15 protein-coding genes are annotated in these 21395 nt (G+C 66.9%); 5 read left to right on the top strand and 10 right to left on the bottom strand.

The window, feature by feature from the left end:
- Positions 1-100 precede the first annotated feature (100 nt).
- The gene (locus WJT74_RS00075; protein ID WP_343345373.1) at positions 101-433 is read left to right on the top strand and encodes an integration host factor subunit alpha; all 333 of its coding nucleotides are present in this window, start codon (positions 101-103) and stop codon (positions 431-433) included.
- 10 nt (positions 434-443) lie between these two features.
- Positions 444-824, top strand: a complete 381-nt coding sequence (locus WJT74_RS00070; protein WP_343345371.1) for a MerR family transcriptional regulator — start codon at positions 444-446, stop codon at positions 822-824.
- Here WJT74_RS00070 and WJT74_RS00065 read toward each other — a convergent pair.
- Together WJT74_RS00065 and WJT74_RS00060 are read right to left on the bottom strand one after the other, a co-directional pair.
- Positions 821-1321, bottom strand: coding sequence for a SixA phosphatase family protein (locus WJT74_RS00065; protein WP_343345369.1), 501 nt, complete (start codon positions 1319-1321; stop codon positions 821-823). The genes WJT74_RS00070 and WJT74_RS00065 overlap by 4 nt on opposite strands.
- On the bottom strand, positions 1314-4022 hold the full coding sequence (locus tag WJT74_RS00060; RefSeq protein WP_432215243.1) for an ATP-dependent DNA helicase: 2709 nt from the start codon (positions 4020-4022) through the stop codon (positions 1314-1316). The genes WJT74_RS00065 and WJT74_RS00060 overlap by 8 nt, the downstream gene beginning before the upstream one ends.
- Positions 4023-4108: 86 nt before the next feature.
- Here WJT74_RS00060 and WJT74_RS00055 point away from each other — a divergent pair, with 86 nt between their 5' ends.
- A complete protein-coding gene (locus WJT74_RS00055) occupies positions 4109-5701 on the top strand; it encodes a lysine--tRNA ligase (protein WP_343345366.1) in 1593 nt (530 codons plus the stop codon).
- Positions 5702-5773: 72 nt separating this feature from the next.
- Here WJT74_RS00055 and WJT74_RS00050 read toward each other — a convergent pair whose 3' ends face one another.
- The 3 genes from WJT74_RS00050 to WJT74_RS00040 form a co-directional block, all read right to left on the bottom strand.
- On the bottom strand, positions 5774-6013 hold the full coding sequence (locus WJT74_RS00050) for a hypothetical protein (RefSeq protein ID WP_343345364.1): 240 nt from the start codon (positions 6011-6013) through the stop codon (positions 5774-5776).
- A 112-nt stretch (positions 6014-6125) separates the two neighbouring features.
- On the bottom strand, positions 6126-7142 hold the full coding sequence (locus WJT74_RS00045) for an RcnB family protein (RefSeq protein WP_343345361.1): 1017 nt from the start codon (positions 7140-7142) through the stop codon (positions 6126-6128).
- Positions 7143-7153: 11 nt separating this feature from the next.
- Complete coding sequence (locus tag WJT74_RS00040) at positions 7154-7693, bottom strand: (2Fe-2S)-binding protein (protein ID WP_343345358.1); 540 nt, start codon at positions 7691-7693, stop codon at positions 7154-7156.
- Positions 7694-7758: 65 nt separating this feature from the next.
- On the opposite strand from WJT74_RS00040, the gene WJT74_RS00035 reads away from it, so the two are divergent.
- Together WJT74_RS00035 and WJT74_RS00030 are read left to right on the top strand one after the other, a co-directional pair.
- Positions 7759-8550, top strand: a complete 792-nt coding sequence (locus WJT74_RS00035; RefSeq protein WP_343345356.1) for an alpha/beta fold hydrolase — start codon at positions 7759-7761, stop codon at positions 8548-8550.
- Positions 8551-8621: 71 nt separating this feature from the next.
- On the top strand, positions 8622-9461 hold the full coding sequence (locus WJT74_RS00030; protein ID WP_343345354.1) for a transglutaminase-like cysteine peptidase: 840 nt from the start codon (positions 8622-8624) through the stop codon (positions 9459-9461).
- Here WJT74_RS00030 and WJT74_RS00025 read toward each other — a convergent pair.
- The 5 genes from WJT74_RS00025 to WJT74_RS00005 form a co-directional block, all read right to left on the bottom strand.
- Complete coding sequence (locus tag WJT74_RS00025) at positions 9458-10747, bottom strand: HlyD family type I secretion periplasmic adaptor subunit (RefSeq protein WP_343345353.1); 1290 nt, start codon at positions 10745-10747, stop codon at positions 9458-9460. The genes WJT74_RS00030 and WJT74_RS00025 overlap by 4 nt on opposite strands.
- Positions 10747-11763 carry a cell wall hydrolase gene (locus WJT74_RS00020; RefSeq protein WP_343345350.1) on the bottom strand — a complete coding sequence of 339 codons (1017 nt, stop codon included), beginning with the start codon at positions 11761-11763 and terminating at the stop codon, positions 10747-10749. Before WJT74_RS00020 ends, WJT74_RS00025 begins: the two co-directional genes overlap by 1 nt.
- Positions 11760-13919, bottom strand: coding sequence for a type I secretion system permease/ATPase (locus WJT74_RS00015; RefSeq protein WP_343345348.1), 2160 nt, complete (start codon positions 13917-13919; stop codon positions 11760-11762). Before WJT74_RS00015 ends, WJT74_RS00020 begins: the two co-directional genes overlap by 4 nt.
- 18 nt (positions 13920-13937) lie before the next feature.
- Positions 13938-15353 (bottom strand): TolC family outer membrane protein, encoded by a 1416-nt coding sequence (locus WJT74_RS00010; protein WP_343345345.1) that lies wholly within the window; start codon positions 15351-15353, stop codon positions 13938-13940.
- Positions 15354-15425: 72 nt separating this feature from the next.
- Positions 15426-21122 (bottom strand): DUF5801 repeats-in-toxin domain-containing protein, encoded by a 5697-nt coding sequence (locus WJT74_RS00005; RefSeq protein WP_432215242.1) that lies wholly within the window; start codon positions 21120-21122, stop codon positions 15426-15428.
- Positions 21123-21395: the final 273 nt, after the last annotated feature.

The following is a 21395-nucleotide window of genomic DNA, read 5'->3' as shown; positions in this document are numbered from 1 at the left end:
AACGTCAAAAAAGACGCTAGATCAACCCGTTGACGACCGACCCGAGGCAGGCCTAGAGTCGCCTCGACGACAGTTTTTCACGGGGGGCTTAGGAACGACCATGGCAGATGCAGGCATCGCCCGCGCGAGCGGGAACGCAACCACCGAACCGAACACGATGACGCGCGCGGATCTCGCCGATGTCGTCCACCTCAAGCTCGGCCTCAGCCGCGCGGAGTCGGCCTCGCTGGTCGAGCGGGTGCTCGCGCACATGTGCGAATCGCTGTCGAACGGCGACAATGTGAAGATTTCGGGCTTCGGCAGCTTCATCCTGCGCGACAAGGGCGAGCGGATCGGCCGCAACCCCAAGACCGGCGTCGAAGTGCCGATCGCGCCGCGCCGCGTGATGACCTTCCGCGCCAGCCAGATCATGCGCGACCGGATCGCCGGCTAGGCGCGACGCGGTGGCCAGGGCCACGTCGAAGGATTCAGGCGCCTTCCGCACCATCGGAGAATTGTCCGAGGAAATCGGCGTGGCGCAGCATATTCTGCGCTACTGGGAAACGAAATTCCCGCAGCTGACACCGCTGAAACGCGCGGGCAATCGCCGCTATTACCGCCCCGCCGACGTCGAAACGGCGCGCGCGATCGACCGCCTGGTCAACCGCGAAGGCTATACGCTCAAGGGCGCGCAGAAGGCGTTGCGCACCCTCTCCGACGAACCCGACGCAGCGAACCATGCCCCGACCGCGCCGGTCGACCATGCCGACGCGCCCGCCCCCGCCGTCGATGTCGCGGCGCTGAGGGCGCTCCGTAATCGAATCGCCGCCGCGCTCGAAGCCTAGAGGTCGCGCGGGCGGGTGAAGCCCGTCAGCTCCGCACCGCCTTCGCGAAGGTCCGCCCATTCGCCGTCGAATCGCAGTTCGGCCAGCGATCCCGTGGGATATTTGGCGAGCATCCGTTCGCGCGCCTCGCTCGCCCGCCCGTCGCTCAATCGCATGGCAAGCTCATGCATCCCGGGATTGTGCCCGACCATCAGCAATCGCTGTCCGCGCGCCTGGTGCAACAGGTCCAACAGCGTCCGTACGCTCGCGCCGTACAGCGCCTGCACGATCTGCTGGTCGGGGAGGACGTCGGTGACCTTGCGGATACCGCGGACCGTCTCCTGCACCCGCGCCGCCGGGCTGGCCCACAGCATATCGACGGGCGGACGCGTGGCGAGGAAGCGCCCCATCGCGCGGGCCGCTTTCTGCCCACGCGGGTTGAGCGGGCGGTCCATGTCGGCGTGCGAGCTGTCCTTCCAGTCCGACTTGGCATGACGCAGCAGCAAGAGATCAGGCATCGGCATCGGCTCCTTCGCGCACAGGGTGGCGCACCGCACGCAAGTCTTCAATCCGCGCAATCGCCTCGTCGAGCGGAACGCGATCGACCGAAACGCCTTCGGGAAAGGCAGTCATCAGGCGCGAGGGGCTGGCGGCGGAAAGCAGCACGAACGTTCCGCCGTCGCCCTGCCGCCGCACCAGCCGCCCGTAGGCCTGCGCCAGCTTGGCGCGGACGACCCGATCGTCATAGGCGCTTCCGCCGTTCGCGAGCCGCCGCGCTGCGTGCAGGACGGTGGGCCGCGGCCAGGGCACCCGTTCCATGACGACGAGGCGCAGCGAATCGCCGGGCACATCGACCCCGTCGCGCAGCGCGTCGGTGCCGAGCAGACTGGCGCGCGGATCGTCGCGGAACATGTCGACGAGGGTGCCTGTGTCGATCGGGTCGACATGCTGCGCGAACAGCGGGAGGCCCGCGCGCGCCAGCCGGTCGGCGATGCGCGCATGGACCGCGCGCAGGCGCTTGATCGCGGTAAAAAGGCCCAGCGTCCCACCGCCTGCGGCCTCGATCAGCCGCGCATAGGCGCCCGCCAGCGCAGCGACATTGTCACGGCCGACATCGGTCACGACCAGCACCTGCGTCTTCGCGGCATAGTCGAACGGGCTTTTCGCCTCGAACGTGCGGACGGGCGTTTCGAGATGGTCGGCACCGGTGCGGGCGCGCGCCTCGTCCCATTCGCCCTCCCCGCTCTTGAGCGTCGCGGAGGTGACGAGCACGCCGTGCGCAGGCTCGATCACCGCCTTCGCCAGCGGGCGGGTCGGATCGAGCCAGTGGCGATGGAGTCCCACGTCATATTCGCGCCCCTCGACCCGCGCGACCGCCAGCCAGTCGACGAAGTCGGGATCGGCCGGCCCGCCGATCCGCGCCAGCATCGCGATCCAGCCGGCCACCTCCTCGCGCCGCCAGCCCAGCGAATGGATCGCCCCCTCGACCCGCGCGCGCGCAGGCGCATCGAGCCAGTCGGGCGCGGCTTCCAGCACCGCTTCCAGCCGCCGCGACAAGGCTGCCATCGGCTTGGCCAGCGCCTCCAGTGCCTCCAACGCACCGCTCGCCGCCTCCACCAGCGCGCCGTCGGGATCGACGAGCGCGGTTTCGAGGCCATAACCCGCGTCCTGCGCCTTGGCCCGCGCATAGGTCGTATCGCGCACCGCCACGAACAGCTTCTCGAACGGTCCCCACGGGTCACGCTCGGCCACGCGCTGGGGCCATCCTTCGCTGTTCAGCGCCTGCGCCGCCTCGACGATCTGGTCGATCGCCTGCGCGCCTTCCTCGTCATAGCTGGCAAGATCCATCAGCCGCGCCGACAGTCCGCGCCGCCGCCCGCGATGCTTGCCCTCCGGACCCACGATCCAGCGCCGAAGCTCGATCGCCTCGCGCCCCGTCAGCGCGGCGGAGAAGGTGCTGTCGGCGGCATCGAACAGGTGATGCCCCTCGTCGAACACGATCCGCGTCGGCGAATCGGGTCGCTGACGGGCCGCGTTGACGAGGACGAGCGCATGGTTGGCGATGACGAGGTCGGCATGCCGTCCCGCCCGCTCGGCACGCTCGATGAAGCATTGGCGATAGTGGGCGCATCCGGCGTAGACGCATTCGCCGCGCCGGTCGGTCAGCGCGGTGGCGCCCGCACGGCGGAACAGGCTGGGGAGCCAGCCGGGCAGATCGCCCCCGACCATGTCCCCGTCCTTCGAATAGGCAGCCCAGCGCGCAACCAGCTGCGCCAGCACCGCCGCGCGTCCCTGGAATCCGCCCTGCATGGCATCCTCGAGGTTGAGGAGGCACAGGTAATTCTCGCGCCCCTTGCGCACCACGATGCGTTCCTTACGGCGCTCATCGTTGGGTTCGATCCGCGGCCCTTCCGCGTCCAACTGGCGTTGCAGCGCCTTGGTGTAGGTCGACACCCAGACGGTTCCGCCGGATTTTTCCGCCCACACGCTGGCGGGGGCGAGATAGGCGAGCGTCTTGCCGATCCCCGTTCCCGCATTGGCGAGCAGCATGTTGGGCTGCCCTTCGCGCGGGCGGGGGTCGAAAACGGGCGCGATCTGCGCCGCCATCGCGCGCTGGCCCTCGCGGCCCTCGGCGTCGGGACCGAGCAGGTTGGACAGCCGGGTAAGGCTCTCGACCTCGTCGACGCGCACGGTGCGCGGCGGGTCGGGACGTGCCTCCTCGTCCCATTCGGGCAGACGCGAGAACAGGCTGCGTTCCATCTCGCCCGGTGTCTTGAGACGTGCGCCGACCAGTTGCCACCAGCTCCATCCGTGCCGACCCAAGGCACGCGCGACCGTCCACGCGCCCTCGCGCTCGGCCCAGTCGGGCGCCTCCATCGCCGCCAGCAGCGCGGCCCCGATCCGCCCGAGATCGGCGGCGGCCTGTTCGGGGTCGTCGCTCGCCTCGAGCCCGCAATGCCGTTGCAATCCCGTCACCGTCGGGACCACGAAGCGCGCCGGATGGACGAAGGCGAACAGCTCGAGCAGGTCGAGGCCCGATAGATCCGCGCTGCCCAATCGCTCGCCCACCATCGGGGCGTTCAGAAGCAGGTGCGGGGTCGCGGCGGCCCGCTGCAGCGCCTCGCCCCGACCGACGCTGCGCACCCTGCCCTCGCCATCGGCGATCCACATGCCGGCATGGGTGGCGTGCAGCGCGGGAAAGGGCAGGCGGTCGGTCACGGAGGCGACGATGGCGCGGCAGGAACGAAAGGGCAACGCTTCGCTCCGCAGTTGAAGCCGCCCGGCTTTCGCTCTAGCGCCAGCGAATGATCGATCCCGCCGAACTCTCCGCCGCCGCTCGCAATTCAAAAGCCTGGCCCTACGAAGAGGCCAAGCGGCTGGCGAAACGCTTTCCCGACGGCAAGGACGGGCCGGTGGTGTTCGAAACGGGCTACGGCCCCTCGGGGCTGCCGCACATCGGCACGTTCAACGAAGTGCTGCGCACGACGATGGTGCGGCGCGCGTACGAGGAGCTGATGGGCTACGCCGCCGAGGACGGGCGCACGCGGCTGATCGCCTTTTCCGACGACATGGACGGGCTGCGCAAGGTGCCCGACAATGTGCCCAACGGCGACCGGCTCGCCGACCATCTGGGCAAGCCATTGAGCCGCATCCCCGATCCGTTCGGCAGCGATCACGAAAGCTTCGCGGCCCACAACAATGCGATGCTGCGCGACTTTCTCGACCGCTTCGGATTTGACTATGAATTCGTGTCGGCAGCCGACCGGTATGAAGGCGGGGGGTTCGACGAGGCGCTGCGCGGCGTCCTGCGGAACAACCAGGCGATCCTCGACATCATGCTGCCGACGCTGCGCGAGGAACGACGCGCCACCTATTCCCCGATCCTGCCGGTCAGTCCCACCACGGGCCGCGTGCTGCAGGTTCCGGTCGAAATCGTGGACGCGGACGCGGGAACGATCGCCTTCACCGACGAAGACGGCAGCCGTGTCGAACAGTCGGCGCTCGGCGGCCAGTCCAAGTGCCAGTGGAAGGTCGATTGGGCGATGCGTTGGGTCGCGCTGGGCGTCGATTACGAGATGTACGGCAAGGACCTGACCGACAGCGGCGTGCAGTCGGGACGGATCGCCAAGGTGCTGGGCGGAAAGAAGCCCGAAGGCATGATCTACGAGATGTTTCTCGACGCCAACGGCGAGAAGATCTCCAAGTCGAAGGGCAACGGTCTGTCGATCGAGGAATGGCTGACCTACGGCACGCGCGAGAGCCTGTCCTTCTACATCTATCGAGAGCCCAGGAAGGCCAAGAACCTGCACCTCGGTCTCGTCCCGCGCGCGGTCGACGAATATTGGCAGTTCGTCGGCAACTATTCCGACCAGCCGCTCGACAAGAAGCTTGGCAATCCCGTGCACCATGTGCATTTCGGCGACGTGCCCGTGGACGTGCCGCCCATCACCTACGGCCTGCTCCTGAACCTCGTCAGCCTGCCGGGCGTGCAGGACAAGGCGCTGGCGTGGAAGTTCGTCCAGCGGTACGCGCCCGACACGTCGCCCGAGGCCAATCCCCGGTTGGACGAGATGATCGGGCTGGCGGTCAATTATGCGCAGAAGTTCGTGGTCCCGCGCCTTGAGCGCCGCGCGCCCGAAGGCGTCGAGATCGCGGCGCTACGCGACCTCGGTGCGGAACTCGAGCAGGCGGATGCCGACGCCACGGCGGAGGAGTATCAGAATATCGTGTTCGAGGTCGGCAAACGGCACGATTTCGCCAGCCTGCGCGACTGGTTTCGCGCGCTCTACGAGACGTTGCTCGGCAGCGAACAGGGGCCCCGCATGGGCAGTTTCATCGCGCTCTACGGCGTGGCGGAAACCCGCGCGCTGCTCGCGGACGCGCTGGCGCAGGGTTGAACAGGAAAGGGCCCGCCGTTTCCGGCGAGCCCTTCGATGCTTCCTCTCCCGACGATTGCGTCGGAAACAGGACTATTCCTCTTCGTCGGAGCCCATCGGCTTCTTCGACTGGACGGGATCGGTCGGCTGCTTGCCGCCCGACTGCGCCACGTCGGGCGCGCCCTTCTTCTCGACATAGTCCTTGGCGCCGACCGCATTGGCGCCCGCGCCCTTCTGGCTGTCGGGCTGGTTGGTCTGCGCGACCTCGCCGGTCGACTGGACCGAGGGCCCGCCGGTATGTTTCTGGTTGGGGTTGGAATTGACGTCAGCCATGTTGCTTCTCCTTTGCCTTACCAAAGGATGAGCCCCGTTCGCCGTTCCCAAAAGAAAGGGGCGCCGACCTTTCGATCGACGCCCCGTGACGCTTTTGCGTCCCCGCGCTTGCTTACCAGAAGAAGTCGTAGATGATGTCCACCACTTCGCCCGTGTAGATATCGACGAGCATCGCGTCGTCGTAATAGCGGACCCAGCGGTACGGTCCCCAGACTTCGGGCAGACGATACTGCCACGGATCGTTGATCCAGTAGCGGTTCGAATAGAAGCCCGAGTGCAATCGACTGCCGATCCCGTAGCGGCTGTAGTTCCACCCGAACGGGTCGTAGTAGAAGCCGATGCGGAACAGCGAACGGTTGCGGTCGCGATAGTGGCGCCAGTTGTAGCGGCGGTCGTTGCGCCAGTTGTCGCGGTTCCAGCGGCGATATTCGCCGCGATGGTCGCGATAACGGCTGTCGCGCTGGTCGCGATAGACCGTCCGGCCGTCGTTGTAGACGCGGCGCGCCCGTTCGACACGGCCGTCGCGGCGCTGGTCGCGGGCCCGATCGAGGCGGCGATCCCCGCGACGTTCGGCCTGACGCGCCTGTTCGAGACGGCGATCGGTGATCCGGTCGGCACGGCTACCTTCGCCACGGCGATCGGCCTGGCGCTCGGCGGCGCGGGCGCGATCGAGGCGACGATCAGTACGCTGCTCGGCGGCACGGGCGCGTTCGACGCGGATCCGGTCGGCCTGCTGCGCGGTCAGTCGCTGGTCGCGCGCATCGATGCGGCGTTCGACGCGCTGCGCCTGCTGGGCGCGGTCCTGGCGACGCTCGGCGCGCTGGTTGCGGTTGTCATCGCGGCGTTCGCTGCGACGATCCTGCCGCGCGGCGCGACGCTCGGAGCGGTCGGGCTGGCTGGCGGTTTCGACGCGCTGGCTCTGGCGCACGACGCCGCTGCGCGTGGAGCCGCGGTCGCTGCGGGCCTCGCCGCGGTTGCCGCGTCGTTCGCCGCGTGCCTGGCGCGGTGCGGGCTGTTCGGCGCCCTGCGCCCTTTCGGCGCGGTCGCTGGATCGTTCGGTGGTTTCGGCTTCGACCGCTGCCGGCGCGGCAAGCGCCATCGCGAGCACGAAGGTCAATGCAGTGCGCATGGGCGCTCTCCTTATGGACTACTCGTTACTACGCCTTCCGTATCGCCGATTCCATCTGACCCTAGGCTGAACCCGTTGGTCGTTTCGGGTTCAACATCATTCGAGGTGCTGCGGATCGCGCCGGCGGCGACGCGGGCGGCCTCGGCGATCCGGGGACCCGCGCCGCACGGGCAGCGATTGGGGATGGCGGCCAGTTCGGCATCGCTCGGCGCCACGTTGACCTGGAGCAGCCCCGCGAGGGCGCACAGGAACCCCGGATCGCAAAAGCCGCACATGGTCGGCTGCACCGCGATCCAGGCGGCGAACAAGGGATGATCGGGGGGCAGGCCCTCCACCGTGACGATCTGCGCCCCCTCCGCGCGGGCGATCGACAGGGAGCAGCTGCGCACCGCCTGTCCATCCACCAGAACGGTACAGGCATGACAGCTCCCATCGTCGCACCCATGCTTGGGGCCCGTCAGGTTCGCCGCATCGCGAAGCGCGTGCAGCAGCGGCGTCTCGGGGTCGAGGTCGAACGCCAGCGGCTCGCCATTGATCGTCATGCGGGTCATTGCCGCCACGCTAGCCCCAAAAGCCTAGCTTGCAAGCGGCTGCAGCGGGGATAAAGTCAGGTCGCATGGGGGTAATCGAGACAAAGCGGGGACGGATCGGGGTCTCGACGCGGGGCCTGGGTCGCGACGGCGACGGCCTGCCTTTCCTGTTCCTGCACGGCGTCGGGTCCGACCGGACCGTGTGGCGCCCGCAGCTCGACCGCTTCGGTGCGACGCGCGGCGCGATCGCCGCCGATTATCCGGGCTACGGGGCGAGCGATCCGGTGCCGGACGCGACGCGCACCGACTATGCCGAAGCGATGATCGCGCTGCTCGACGCGCTGCAGATCGGGCGAGCGCATGTGTGCGGCCTGTCGCTCGGCGGGATCGTCGCGATGCTGATGGCGCTCGACCACCCCAATCGTGTCGCGAGCCTCGTGCTGGCCGACACGTTCGCGGTGCATCCCGACGGACGCACGATCCACGACGGTTCGCTGGCCGCGCTCGACGAGATGGGGATGGAGGGACTCGCCAACAGCCGGGTCGACCGGCTGCTCGGCGACGAACCGCCCGAGGGACTGCGCGACGAGGTCATCGCCACCATGACGCGGATCGATCCCGACGCCTACCGCCTCGGCGCCCGCGCGGTATGGCTGGCCGATCTGTCGGAAAGGGTCGCGGCGATCGACTGTCCCACGCTCGTCCTGTGCGGAAGCGCGGACGTGGTGACGCCCCCCGCCCTGTCCGACGCGCTGGAAGCGGCGATCCCGGGAGCGCGCCGGGCCGACATTGCGCAGGCCGGCCATCTGCCCAACGCGGAACGCAGCACCGCCTTCAATCGCATCGTCGAGGATTTCATCGCCGGCCTCGGCGACTAGGTCGAATCTTTCCGCCCCGTTAACCGTGTTGCGTAGGAGGATGTTCGCCTCCGTTTGCGACAAGCGGGGCGATGTGGAAGCCGTTCGCCCTTGCCGCCGCTGTCCTGCTCGCCCCCGCGAGCGCGGATGCCATGCCGAACGAGCAGTACCGCGACGCGCCGCCCGCCGCGCTCGCGACCAGCGCGCTGCCGAGCGTGAACCGTGCCGCTTCATCCGCGCTCGATGCGGTCCTCGCACGTCAGGGCGGTCAGCGCGCCGGCTCGATCACTCCCGTCGCGATGCGCGTTCCGATCACCGCAAGCGCGTCCCCTCGCTTGGCGCATGCCGCACGGCCCGATATCTTCGGGAGCATTGCGCTTTCGCTCGCCAGCACGCCGTTCGACGCACGCGTTCGTGAAAGTCTCGAGGCGACAGCGCTCGGCGAAGCCGACAAGGTCGCGCGCTCGCTTCGTCGTCTCGACCGGTATGACGCCATCCTCGCCGCGAACGCCTTCGTGAATTCCAAGGTCGCCTTCGTCAGCGACGATCACGCGCACGGCAGCCCCGATCACTGGAGTGCGGCCGCCGAGACGCTTCGCCGCGGCACCGGCGACTGCGAGGATTATGCGATCGCCAAGCTGCAATTGCTCCGCGCCGCCGGGTTCGATGCGGCCGATCTGCATTTCGTGATTCTGAAGGATCTGGCCCGCCGTGCCGATCATGCCGTTCTGGTCGTGCGCCACGAGGACCGCTTTCTCGTCCTCGACAACGGCACCGACCGACTGCTCGACAGCGATGCGGTGCGCGACTACCGGCCCGTCTTCACTTTTTCCGGAAATCGGGCCTGGACCCACGGCTATACGAAGCCCCGGGTAGCGCCTCTCTTCGCGCCGACCCGGCTGACCCCCGACCTGCGCGTCGCCAGTCTCTAGCGTTCGCGCAGCGCTTCCGAGCGCGCCTTGTTCAGCGGTTTCAGCAGGTAGGCGAGGACACTCTTGCGACCGGTGATGATCTGCGTGTCGGTCATCATCCCCGGGGTGATCGGAAGGCGCGTCGATCCGGCGGTCAGATAGGCGCGTTCGGTCTCGACGATGACGTTGAAATAGGCTTCGCGTTCGACTTCGTCATAGATGCTGTCGGCACTGACCTCGACCACCTTGCCCTTGAGGCCCCCGTAGGTCGAGAAATCGTATGCGGTCACGGTGACGAGCGCATCGTCGCCGACCGCAACGAAGGCGATATCGGAAGGGCGGACCCGCGTCTCGACGAGAAGCTTGTCGCCGACCGGAACGACTTCCATCACGCTCTCGCCAGCGTTCACGAAGCCGCCGATGGTGGTCACGGCCAGATTGTTGACGACTCCGTCGACGGGCGAACGCAGCTCGGTCCGTGCGACCCGTCCCTCCGCCCCCCGGCTCCGCTCGCGATTGACCGCCAACTGTCCCGCGACCTGGCTTCGTTCGTCGAGCGCCTGTTGCTGGAAATCGGCGCGCGCTTCGGCGGCCTGGGCATTGGCTTCGGAAACGGCGGCCTGTGCTCGGCGCTGCTGTTCGCGCGCGGCGTTGATCCGACCTTCGAGGTCGATCACTTCGCGGCGGGCGTCGGAAAGGTCGGTCTGGGGTACGATGTTGCGGGCGGCGAGCGGTTCGAGCCGTCCGACATTCTCGCGGGCGAGGCGCAGCGAGGACGAAAGGCTGTTGATGGTCGCGACCGCTTCCTGCGCGTCGGCCTGCGCCTGGCGGGCCTGGGCATTGAGGGCGGAGACCCGACTGCTGAGCGCCGAGCGCCGCGCCGCGATGACCGCACCCTCGACGCCGCAATCGCCGCCGACGCAATTGAGGCTGCCCCCCGTTCCCTCGGCGCGAAGACGCGCCTCGCGCTGCTGGAGGCTGCGGGTCTCGGCGGCGATTTCGCCGAGTTCGGAGGCGCTTTGCGTATCGTCGAGCCGCGCGAGCAACTGTCCCGCCGCGACCCGTTCGCCGGACCGGACCATCAGTTCCTCGACCACCGCCGGTTCGCTCGACTGGATCAACTGCACCTTCGATGAGGGAATGACCTGACCCGGCCCGCGCGTCACCTCGTCGACCTCGGCGATCAGTCCCGCCCAGATCAGGAAGGCCGCGAAAGCGCCGGTGACGAGCAGAATGATCGTCCGCGCCGCGCTCGCGGGGCGACGTGCCTTCGTGTCGTCGGGGGCGATGAAGGAAAAGGCGTTCATCAGCGAACTCCGTCATGCAGCGTGACGACGGCGACGACGTGTGTCGTCACGCCATGCTGCTGCTTCGCCACGCGCTCGGCGGCGCTTGGCATATCGGTGGGATCGGGAAGGCTCGGGCGCCATTCCTTGGTCATGTCGACGAGCCCGCCGACATCGTTGGCGGCGCGGCGGATGGTCGGGTCCTCTTCCCGGGTCGGAAAGGGTGCCGGGGCGACCGCCTCGGCCAGTTCCTCGATCGCGTCGAAAACCACGGGCGGAGCAGTGCGCTGCAGCGAGGCGATGCTGTTCGGTTCGCCGCGATACGGATCGTCGAACGCGGCGGGACGGCCCCATCCGCCCGGCCAGCGATAGAAGATATGCGCCCCGACCTTGTGCGTCTTGGCGAGCATCGGGGCCCAGCGCGGCGCGACATAGTCGGCATGATAGTGCGTCGACATGCCGACGCTCGGCTCGACCTTGCCGTTGAGGGCGTCGGCAGCAATCTGGCGGGCGCGGGCCCATGCCGCCGTCGCGGGGCGGCGGTCGAGCGATCCGTCGCAAGTGAAGCTGAATTGGCAGACGGGTTTCTTGGCGCCCTCGTAGACCACCGCGCAGACCGAGGAAGGAAAGGCGGGATGGCGCACGCGGTTGAGCACCACCTGCGCAACCGCGCGGCGGCCCTCGATCGGTTCGAACCCGGCTTCGTAGTAGATCGCCTGGGTGAGGCAGAGTTGCGCGCGGGCGAAGGCGTCGCTTCCCGCCTTCAAGCCCGTAAAGCCGCGCGCGGCGGGATTGGGACCGGCGGCGAAGGGCAAGTCGGCGTTAATGAGTTCGGCACCCTCTCCGAGCGCGGCGACGGCGGCGACCGCTTCCCCGGTGGCGGCATCGATGACGTCGGCTTCGGGGGCGGAAACGGTTTGCTTCAGGTTCGCAGGTTCGGCGGGGGTCGGCCGCGGCCAGGCAAGAGCGCCCACCAGCAGCAGGGCGACCAGCGCCGCACCGATCCGTTCAAGCGAGAGGCCAGTATCGCTCTTCACGCGGCGGCTCCTTCGCTCTTGGCGGCGGCACCCAGTTGCGCCAGCACCTCGTCGCGCGGACCGTCGGCGACCACGCGTCCCTTGTCGATCACGACCAGCCGCTCGACGATGCGCAGCATCTGGTGGCGGTGGGTCGAAACGACCAGCGCCTGATCCTTGGCGATGGCGGCATCCAGCTTGTCGATGAAATAGCGTTCGGTCTGCGTATCCATGGAGCCGGTGGGTTCGTCCAGAAACAGCAGCTTCGACGGGCGGACGAGCGCGCGCGCCAGAACCAGCAGCGATCGTTGTCCACCCGACAGTCGCGCGCCGCGCTCCCCGATGTCGAGATCGAAGCCGGCGGCACCCTGCGCGAGGAAGATGTCCGCGCCGGCGCGGCGGACTGCGTCGACCAGATCCTCGTCGCTCGCCCGCGCGCCGCTCAGAAGAAGATTGTCGCGGACCGTGCCCGAGAACAGTTCGGCATCCTGCCCCACGTAGCGGAAGGCCTCGCGGAGCTGGTGCGGATGATACTGGCGGCAGTCGAGACCGTCGACGAGCATGGCGCCGTCGGTCGGCGCGTAGAGGCCGCAGATGACGCGGCCGAGCGTCGATTTGCCCGACGCTACCCGTCCGATGATCCCGACCCGCTCGCCAGGGCGAATGGACAGCGAGACCTGCGAAAGGCTGTCCCCGGTGGCGTTGGGATAGCGGAAATCGACGTTTTCCAAGAAGACCACGCCCTCGCGGATCTCCGGCGCCATCGACCGCGCGCCCGCGCTTCGTTCGTCCGGCAACTGCATCATGGTCTGAAGACTGTCGAGCGTCGCTCCAGCCTGCTTGGCCCGGGTCATCAGCAGTGCGAACTGCCCGACTGGCGCCATCGCGCGGCCCGCGATCATGACGATGGCGATGATGGCCCCCATCGTGATGTCGCCGGCATGGAACAGGTAGAAGCCACCGATGATCAGCCCGACGCTCATCGTCTGCTGCGCAATCGCGGCAAGATTGACAGCGACCGCCGTCAGCCGGCGCATCCGCTCCTGCGTGTTCGCGGACATGCCCGCGAACCGCTGCCAGCGACCGAGCATCTGGCCCTCCGCGCCGGCGGCCTTGAGCGTTTCCGCTCCGCCGACCGATTCGACGAGGATGGAATGTTGCAGGCTGGAATCGGCCTGCGCGTCGAGCGCGGTCGACCCCATGGCCTTCTGCAGCGACCACCCCACCAACAACATGGCGGTGATGATCCCGATGGGGACGAACACCAGCCATCCCGCGAGGAAGGCGATGAATCCCAGGAAGATAACCATGAACGAGATATCGACGAGCAGGACGACGCTGGTCGACGCGAAGAAGTCGCGGACATTCTCATATTCGGACACGCGGCGCGCGATCGCGCCGGTCGAGCCCTGCCGCGCGGCGAGGGGAAGGTTCATGACCTTCTCGAAGATGCGCTGCGAGAAGCGCGCATCGAGCTTGCGTCCGATCTCGTCGACCAGCCGCGAGCGCGCAAGACGCAGGAGATAGTCGAAGCCCAGCGCGATGGCGACGCCCGCCGCCAGCACCCATAGCGAACTGACCGCCTCGTTCGGGATGATGCGATCGTAGACGTTCATCGTGAAGAGCGGCACCGCGAGCGCGAGCAGGTTGATCACGATCGCCGCCACGATCACGGGGCGAAACTGGCCCCGTGCCCGCCAGATCTCGGACCAGAACCAGTGGCGTTTGGTGGCACGATCGAAGGGCCGCTCGTTGGCGCGCTCGGCGGTGGGATCGGCTTCGACCCGCACCGCACGCCCCACGTAGGCGTTCGCCAGTTCGGCGCGATCGATCCACAATGCTTCCTCAATACCGGGCGCATAGACGAGGACCTGGCTCCCCGATTGCTCGAGCAGCACCGCAGCGCGGCCATGGTCGAGTTCGAGGATCGCGGGAAGATCGCGATCGGTCAGGCGCGACAGGCGCTTCTCGACCGTCTCGCCGCGCATTCCGACCTGATCGAGCGCGGGTTCGATCTGGTGAAACGGAAGGAGACCCGCCTCGTCGAGCGCCAACCCGCCCCGCAATTGCGTAGGCGAAGACGGGCGCTCGTTGCGGCGGGCAAGGAACGACAGGCTGTCGAGGACAGGATCGAGCGCGCGCGAGGCGTCGCTGTCGAGCCAGCTAGAAAAGCTCATATCCTGTCCTCGTCATGCTCAATTGCGCGGCACCGGCGGACCCATCAACGGATAGGGCACGCTGGTTTCGACGCGATCTTCGGGGTCGAGCGGACGCGCAGCGATCCCTCGTTCTTCCATTTCGTAGGTGGCGCGCGCCATCGGCAGCCCCATGGCCTCGACCAGTCGGTTGACCGATGCGAGCACGCGATACTGGGCATACATCTGCGCCAGCTGCGCGGTTTCGTATTGGGCCTGCACGTTGGCGCGGGTGTTCTGCGCGTCCAGCACGTCGAGCAGCGAGCGGCGGCCGACGTTGAACTGTTCGCGATAGGAGGCGAGCAGGTCATCCGAAATGCTCGCCTGCGCGCGCAATTCGTTCACCAGCTGCCCCTGATTGCGAAGCCGCGACCACGCCTGCTGCGCATCTTCCTGCGCCTGGCGCTGGGTTTCGAACAGCCGGGCGTGCGCTTCGTTGGCGCGGGCCTGATGTTCGCGGATGTTGTTGATGTTCGCGCCGCCGTTGAAGAGCGTCCAACGTCCCACGATGCGGGCCTGGTAATCCTCGGTTTCGCCCGCAAAGCCATCGATGTCCTCGCCGTAGCGGGCGCGGCCTTCGAGGTTGATCGAGGGGCGGGTTTCGCCCCGCGCCTTGTCAACAAGGTTGCGCGCCGCGACCAGATCCGCCTCGGCCTCCTCGACCCGCGGGTTCTCGGCGCGGGCCATGTCGACCGCCAGCGTCAACGAGCCCGGAAGCGAGCGGGCAAGATCGGGCGGCATGGTGACGTCGCCGATCGGCGCGCCGACCAGCCGTTCGAACGTGTAGGCGGCCAGCTCGAGCTCTTCCTGCGCCTCGACGACCCGCGCCTGCGCGGCTTCCTGTCGTTCCTGGGCCTGCTGGAGATCGGCGATCGAGATCGAGCCCTGGTCGACCCCGGTCTGGAGATCGCTCGCCAGTGCGGTGTGAAAACCGGCATTGTCCTGGGCAATGGCGACGAGGCGCTGCTGCAGGATATAGTCGATGTAGGCGCGGCTGATATTGAGCGCGACATATTCCGACCGCTCCTCGACCCTGGCCGATGCCGCATCGGTACGGGCGGCCTGGTAGCGGATTTCCGCTTCCCGTGCTCCGCCGTCCCAGAGCAGCTGGTCGACGATCGCGCCGACTTCGAGCGGGGTGAGCGTGTCGTTGGCGATACCGAGCGCGCGGCGGGTCGGGTTTCGCAGTTCGCGCACGCCTGCCGATGCCTCGACCGATATGCGCGGAAGATAAAGCCCTTCGGCCTGCTCGCGTTCGTAATAGGTCGCCTCGCGGTTGAAGACCGCCTGGCGGATTTCCGGATTGGTCTCGAGCGCCATGCGCACCGCATCCTGCAGCGGCATTGCGGTCGCCGCCGATCCCATCGTGACGATGGAAGCCGTCGCTGCCATCAATCCCATCACCTGTTTCTTCATGACTTGCCCCTTCTGGTCATTGTGATGGGCCGGGCGATCCGGTCCACGATGGACCGCCCGGCCTTCTGTCGGTCAGCCGTTGATCATCGGCGAGCCGGCATCGGGGGCGAGCATCATCGCTTCGGCCCCCATATTCGCGGAAAACTCGGCGGTGAAACCACCCATGGCGCCGCTGTCCCAGATGGGTACGGCGTCGTTTGCGGGCTGGATCATCGCGATCGCCTCGATCGCGTCGGTCCCGCCGACGCTCTCGAGAACCGCCTCGACCGCATCACCCGATCCGTCGCCGACCAGCGCATCCGCGCCGATCGCCTTCAGATCGACCGAGCCCTTTTGGGCGGCCGCCATCATGGCGAGCGCGTCGGCACCCGGCATCATGATGTCGGCGCCGAAATCGGGCGCGGCCATCACGGCCTCCGGAGCGGCATCGGCCATCGGCGCAGTCGGCTCGGCCATCGGCGCCGTCTCGGCGGCGAGGTCCGTGTCGACCGCGACCTTGTCGGTCATCTGCGTCGAGGCGATCGGATCGCTCCCGCCGCCGGCACTGCCGACGAGCAGCGAGGCTTCGGCAGCGAGCGGCGCATCGGGCGCCAGGGCAACGAAATCGAGGCCCTTCATCGCGGCGAAGTCGCCCATGACGATCCCCTCGGCGGTGCCGCCGGGCATCATATCGAATGAAGCCTGGTGGCTGGCCGCCAGGCCAACCCCGATCGCCATCGCCGACACCATGCCCAGCATGTTGGCGGTTTCCATCTCGGCGATCAGGAAATCGTCGTTGGCTGCCACCTGGTGCCCTGCGGGCGCTTCGGCGGTGCCGCCATTGGTGGTCGGGGACGTCGCCGAGCCCTCTACGTTGATGATGAACGAGTCGGTTTCGCTGTCCCCGTCACCGTCGGTCACTTCGATGGTTACCGGGATCTCCACATCGACCGTCTCCTCGTAGATTCCCACGGAAACGAGGTCGACCTTTCCGCCACCCCCCGCATTCACCCCGAACAGTTGGACATCAGCAATAAGCTGGTCCTCCGTTCCCTGGGCACGGAACGTGAAGTTTCTGGATGTGGGCGAGAAGGTGCCGCTCGTGAAGGTACCGTCAGTGAAGTTGATGACGTAGTCGATCGTGGTTCCCTGCATACCGATGAACTCGAATACAGCGTAGCTCGCATCCGGAAGCGTGGCCCCAGACGGAGGCGTATATCCACCCGCTCCGTCAATGTTGGTCAGCGGGCCCGAGCCGAAATCCCACAGCATGAACTGATTGGTGTTGAAGTTCTGGTTATCAACGCCCCAGCCATTGGTCGAACCGTTGACCTCGCCCGGGGTAAGCGAACTGCTGATCGAGCCGCCCGCTTTAAAAACGGTTCGGTCGAAGTTCGACGTATTGAAACCAACGACGACAGCTATGTCGTTGGAAGGCTGCGAAGCTGGCGTCAGGATCTGCGCACTGTTGGGTCCCGAACCGAAGGCGGTGTTCCCGCCAATAGGGACATCTACAACATTGCCATCGAGCGGCTGTTGCATATCGAACGTGTAGGTCCCGTTCGCATTCACCGTGATGGTGAAGACGTCGGTGCCGTCACCCCGCTCGGCGATGAAGACGTTGTCCGCCGTGCCTTCCTGCCGGGTAAGCGTCGAACCGTTCGACGTCAGCCCGTTGAGATCGACATTGATCTGGAACGTCTGTCCCTCGTCGGTCGACACGTCGATCCCGATCGAGCCCGTGAAATCGGCGGTAGAAGGGTTGTTCGAGGTGGTGTAGTCGGGCGATCCGCTGAGGTCGGGACCATCGTCGAGGATCGTGAAGGCGCTCCCGATATCGATGCCCGCACTGCTGCTGTCGCCATCGAAATCGGTCAGCGTCTGGACGATCTCGAGGCTCCCGCCCGACAGGCTGAAGCTCACCGCTTCATTGTCGCTGCCCGTGTTGGGGTGCCAGACGTTCTTCGTCTGAGTGAAGGTGAGTTCCCCGGTCGTGGCATTCACCGCGATCTGGAAATAGGTGTTGCCGGCGGTACGCGCGTCGGGATCGGTGGTGCCGTAGACGACGCCGCCTTCCTCGACGAGATAGATCGGCTCGCCCATGCCGGTCGAGTTCGGATTCAGAGCGAAGAGGCCGGAAGCCACCGGGTCGGTTCCGCTCGCCGTGAGGTCGAGCGAATAGCTGACCGCCCCGGCCGTCGCCGGACCGTCGTTGCCGTAATCGAACGGGGTCGGGCCGAAATTGTCGGCATAATTGGTCGACACGCTGATCGAGGATCCGATGAGGTTGGTCTCGTCGAGCACCAGCGCACCGTCGGCGTTCCCCGGCGTGACGGTCGGCGCGTCGTCGGTGAAGACGATGTTGCCGCCCAGATCGAGCGTGTCGCTCGCGCTCGCCTCGTCGCCGTCGGCATCCTCGATGGTGACATCGACATCGAGCGCGATCTTGCCATCCGGAAGCGCGATGGAATCGCTGCCGTTCGCATGATCGATCGGGCCGGTCTGGGTAACACTGACAACGCCATTGTCGTCCACCGAAACGGTAAAGACGGGCGTTCCGTTGGCAGAGCCGACGACGTCCCCGTCACCGTTCACTTCCAGGGTGATCGGGTTGCCACCCGAGGTCAGACCGCTGTCGCTGTTGGTCACGCTCAGCGAATAGCTCGCGACGTCCGCGGGCCCCTGCCCGTCGGCGCCATAGCTTTTGGTGAGCGTTCCGAACTCCCCGAGAAAGCTTCCGCTCGAAACATCGACGTCGCCAAGCGTCGCGTCGCTCGACACCACCTTCAATGAATTGTCATCGTTGGGCGTCGCGGCGAAGGACAGTTCGGGACTGTCGTCCTCGACCTCGATGGTGAGGGTCGTGTTCACGGTGGCGGTGCCATCGTCCACGGTCACGGGAACGACGATGTCGAACTCGTCCTCGATGGTGCCATCGGGGTGCTGGAGCGGCCCTTCGAGCGTCACGCTGAAGGCGCCGGTGTCGGCGTCGAGCGTGATGGTCAAATAGGGATCGCCATTCATGCCAGCGGTCGCGGTCAGTGTCAGGACACCGTTGCTTTCGCTGACCGGCTGCCACACGAGCGCGGTTCCGTCGGCGGCGCTGTAGCCGGACGGCGGCGTGCCGAAGCCATAGGTCAGAGCATTGCCGTCGCCGTCGGCGAAGGCAAACGTGCCGCTGGCCGTCGCGCTGTTGGTGTCGTCATTGCCGGGCGACCCGTCCGGATTGGGGTCGAACGCGCTCAGCCCTTCTTCCGATACGATCGCGGTCTGCGCGTCGCCGGTCGGGGGCGCATTCTCGTTGGTAATGGTGATCGACAGCACCGCCTCGTCGGCGTCGCCGTCGCGATCGACGAGCGTATAGGTGAACACGTCGTCGAGCGTCTGGCCCTCGTTCAGATCGAGGCCGTCGTCGGGGACGTAGCGATAGCTGCCGTCGGGGCGGATGAAGAGCGTGCCGTACTGGCCATCGACCTCCAATTCTCCGGTCGGCGGCGTGGCGGGCACGGTGACGCTGCCGCCATCGCTGTCGCCCGCAACCGCGCCCACGACCGAGAGGCCGCCATCCGCGCCGCCCACGTCGTTGGTCAGCACATTGCCTTCGACCTCGGCCGCATTCTCGCCCACGCTGTTGTCGTCGTCGATGCCGAGCGGTGCATCGTCGGCAAACGCAAGATTGCCGCCCAGGTCGATGGTTCCGCTTTCGTCCGCCACGTCGCCGTCGCCGTCGACGACGGTGATGTCGTAGGACAGGCCGATAAGATCGTCGGCAAGGGTCAGCAGGTCCGAGCCCGCAGCGTGATCGATCGGCGCGAATTGCGTCAGCACCACGTCGCCGCCCGAGATCGCGACCGTGAAGACCGGATCGGCCATCGCACCGGCAAGATCGTTCGCCGTCGAGGCGTAGACCACGCCGTCGCCACCGACGAACAGGTTGACCGCTGCCCCCTGCGAGGTCAGCCCGCTGGATGCGGCGCCCGACAGGAGAACGAGCGCATAGTCCGCGGTCTCGCCGGCGCGACCGTCGATGCTGTCGACGATCGTATAATCGACGAGGGCGTCGATCGCGATCTGGTCGCTGTTGGACGCGCCGGGGGTGCCGACGTCGGTGGTGGTCGCCACCTGACCGGCGCCGGTTCCATCGCTTTCTGTGACGGTCAGGGTCTGGACGTCGTCGAGGACCTGCACGCCGACCGTCTGGGGCACCGACACGCTGCCGTCGCTATCCACCGCCTCGATCGAAACGTTGAGCGTCGTCGACACGTCTTCGCGGTCATCGAGCGGCTGGTCGATCGGCCCTTCGAGCAACACGTTCAGCTGATAGGTGGCGACGCCGTTCGAGATGCTGACATAGGCGATCGAAAGGGTGATGACGGGATCGCCCACGCCGTTGACGCGACCGACGAGTTCTCCGTCGGCGTTGAGGGCGAATTCGATATCCTGTCCGTCCTGGGTGAAGACACCGTCATAGTCGCCGACGTTCGCTTCGACGAAGCGCACCGCGCCGTCGGGCGTGTCCGGTACGTCGTTGCCGAAGTCGACCTGGAAGCTCGACCCGCCGCTGGCGCTCCCGCTTCCCGTGGTTTCGCTGGGATCCTGCGGCGCGCCGTCGATATTGGCACCCGGCAGTCCGTCCTCGTCCACCTGAACGGTGGGGATCGTGCCGATTTCGGGCGAACCGTCGTCCTGCAGATCGAAGGTGATGGTGCCGGTCGCTTCGTCGCCGTCGCCGTCGGTTACCGTGTAGGTGAAGACCACGTCCGCTTCCTCGCCGGCGGTCGGGGTGTAGGTGAAGACGCCATTCTCATAGCTGAGGTTGGCAGGATCCCCCGACACCACCTCGTAGGTCACGGTGTCGAAGCTAACCCCATCCGCACCGGCCGTGATGACCGTTGCCAGGTCGATGCTGACCGGTCCATCTTCCTCGGGCTGGGCGACGGTCGCGTCGCCCGCGGTGGGCACATCGTCGAGCACGTTGACGAAGAAGCTGCCTTCGGTCGTGTCGGTGCCGTCGCTGTCGGTCACGTCGAACTGGATCTGAAGCCGCAGATCGCCATTCGCGTCGACGAGATCGTTTTCCTCGTTGTCGACATCGGGATGGTCGACCGGGCCCGACAGCGTCACGCGATAGTCGTAGGTCGCGACGCCGGCGGCATCGACGCTCGCGCCGGTGATCTCGATACGGATCACTTCGTTGCCGTCGGCCGTACCGACCAGGTCGCCATTGCCGTCGACCGTGAAGTCGATTTCGTTTCCGTCCGAGGTCAGCTGCCCATCGAGATCGTCGGCATTGATGAAGCGGAACGCATCGGTGAGATCGGTCGGCACATCGGCGCTGTAGTCGACGACGATCTGGCCCTCCGAGACACGGCTTTCCGAGCCGTCGACCTCGCGCGGATCCGACTGCAGCGGGTCGCCATCGACATTGGCTCCCGGCAGCCCGTCCTCGTCGACCGTCGCATTGTCCTTCGACACGATGACGGGTTCGCTGTCTTCGCCCAGATTGATGCGAACCTCGGCGATGCTGACGTCGCCGTCGCCGTCGACGATGCGATATTCGAAGCTGACCTGGCCCTCGTCGTTGGTCCCGGGGGTGTAGGTGAAGGAGCCGGCGCCGTCGTAGGTGACGGTCCCGTTCCCGACAATGCTGTCCGCCACGAGGCTGACGCCGGTCGCCAGATCGACGCCGTCGGCACCCGCGGTGTCGTTCCCGATGACGTTCACCTTGACGGGATCGTCGGCATTTTCCGCGTTGCGTTCGTCGTCGCGCGCGGTCGGTACGTCGTCCACGATGGTGATGACCAGCGGCGCTTCGTCGGTGCTGCCGTCGCTGTCGGTCGCGACCACGGTGAACGTGTCGGTTTCCGCGACATTGTCGACGTCGTCGGTCGCCTCGGTCAATTCATAGGTATAGGTGTAGCCGTCGGTGGGATTTCCGGTGACGGTCAGCGTGCCGCTTTCGCCGGTCACAATCCCGCCGTTGGTAACGTCCACTCCGTCGATGACGAGCGTCGCGAGCGTATCGCTGCCGGTCGCGATCGAGATCGTGCCGTCGGCGAACTC

This window comes from Sphingomicrobium sp. XHP0239, from assembly GCF_039555325.1.
GTDB lineage: Bacteria > Pseudomonadota > Alphaproteobacteria > Sphingomonadales > Sphingomonadaceae > Sphingomicrobium > Sphingomicrobium maritimum.
The sequence above is the reverse complement of the archived record's forward strand: the minus strand, read 5'-3'. Positions and strand labels throughout refer to the sequence as shown.

Bases quoted from the DNA above. Each gene is read 5' to 3' on its own strand.
- WJT74_RS00065 (WP_343345369.1), bottom strand. From the start codon at position 1,321: ATGCCTGATCTCTTGCTGCTGCGTCATGCCAAGTCGGACTGGAAGGAC.
- WJT74_RS00025 (WP_343345353.1), bottom strand. From the start codon at position 10,747: ATGAACGCCTTTTCCTTCATCGCCCCCGACGACACGAAGGCACGTCGC.
- WJT74_RS00040 (WP_343345358.1), bottom strand. From the start codon at position 7,693: ATGACCCGCATGACGATCAATGGCGAGCCGCTGGCGTTCGACCTCGAC.
- WJT74_RS00075 (WP_343345373.1), top strand. From the start codon at position 101: ATGGCAGATGCAGGCATCGCCCGCGCGAGCGGGAACGCAACCACCGAA.
- WJT74_RS00015 (WP_343345348.1), bottom strand. From the start codon at position 13,919: ATGAGCTTTTCTAGCTGGCTCGACAGCGACGCCTCGCGCGCGCTCGAT.
- WJT74_RS00055 (WP_343345366.1), top strand. From the start codon at position 4,109: ATGATCGATCCCGCCGAACTCTCCGCCGCCGCTCGCAATTCAAAAGCC.
- WJT74_RS00050 (WP_343345364.1), bottom strand. From the start codon at position 6,013: ATGGCTGACGTCAATTCCAACCCCAACCAGAAACATACCGGCGGGCCC.
- WJT74_RS00010 (WP_343345345.1), bottom strand. From the start codon at position 15,353: ATGAAGAAACAGGTGATGGGATTGATGGCAGCGACGGCTTCCATCGTC.
- WJT74_RS00035 (WP_343345356.1), top strand. From the start codon at position 7,759: ATGGGGGTAATCGAGACAAAGCGGGGACGGATCGGGGTCTCGACGCGG.
- WJT74_RS00030 (WP_343345354.1), top strand. From the start codon at position 8,622: ATGTGGAAGCCGTTCGCCCTTGCCGCCGCTGTCCTGCTCGCCCCCGCG.
- WJT74_RS00045 (WP_343345361.1), bottom strand. From the start codon at position 7,142: ATGCGCACTGCATTGACCTTCGTGCTCGCGATGGCGCTTGCCGCGCCG.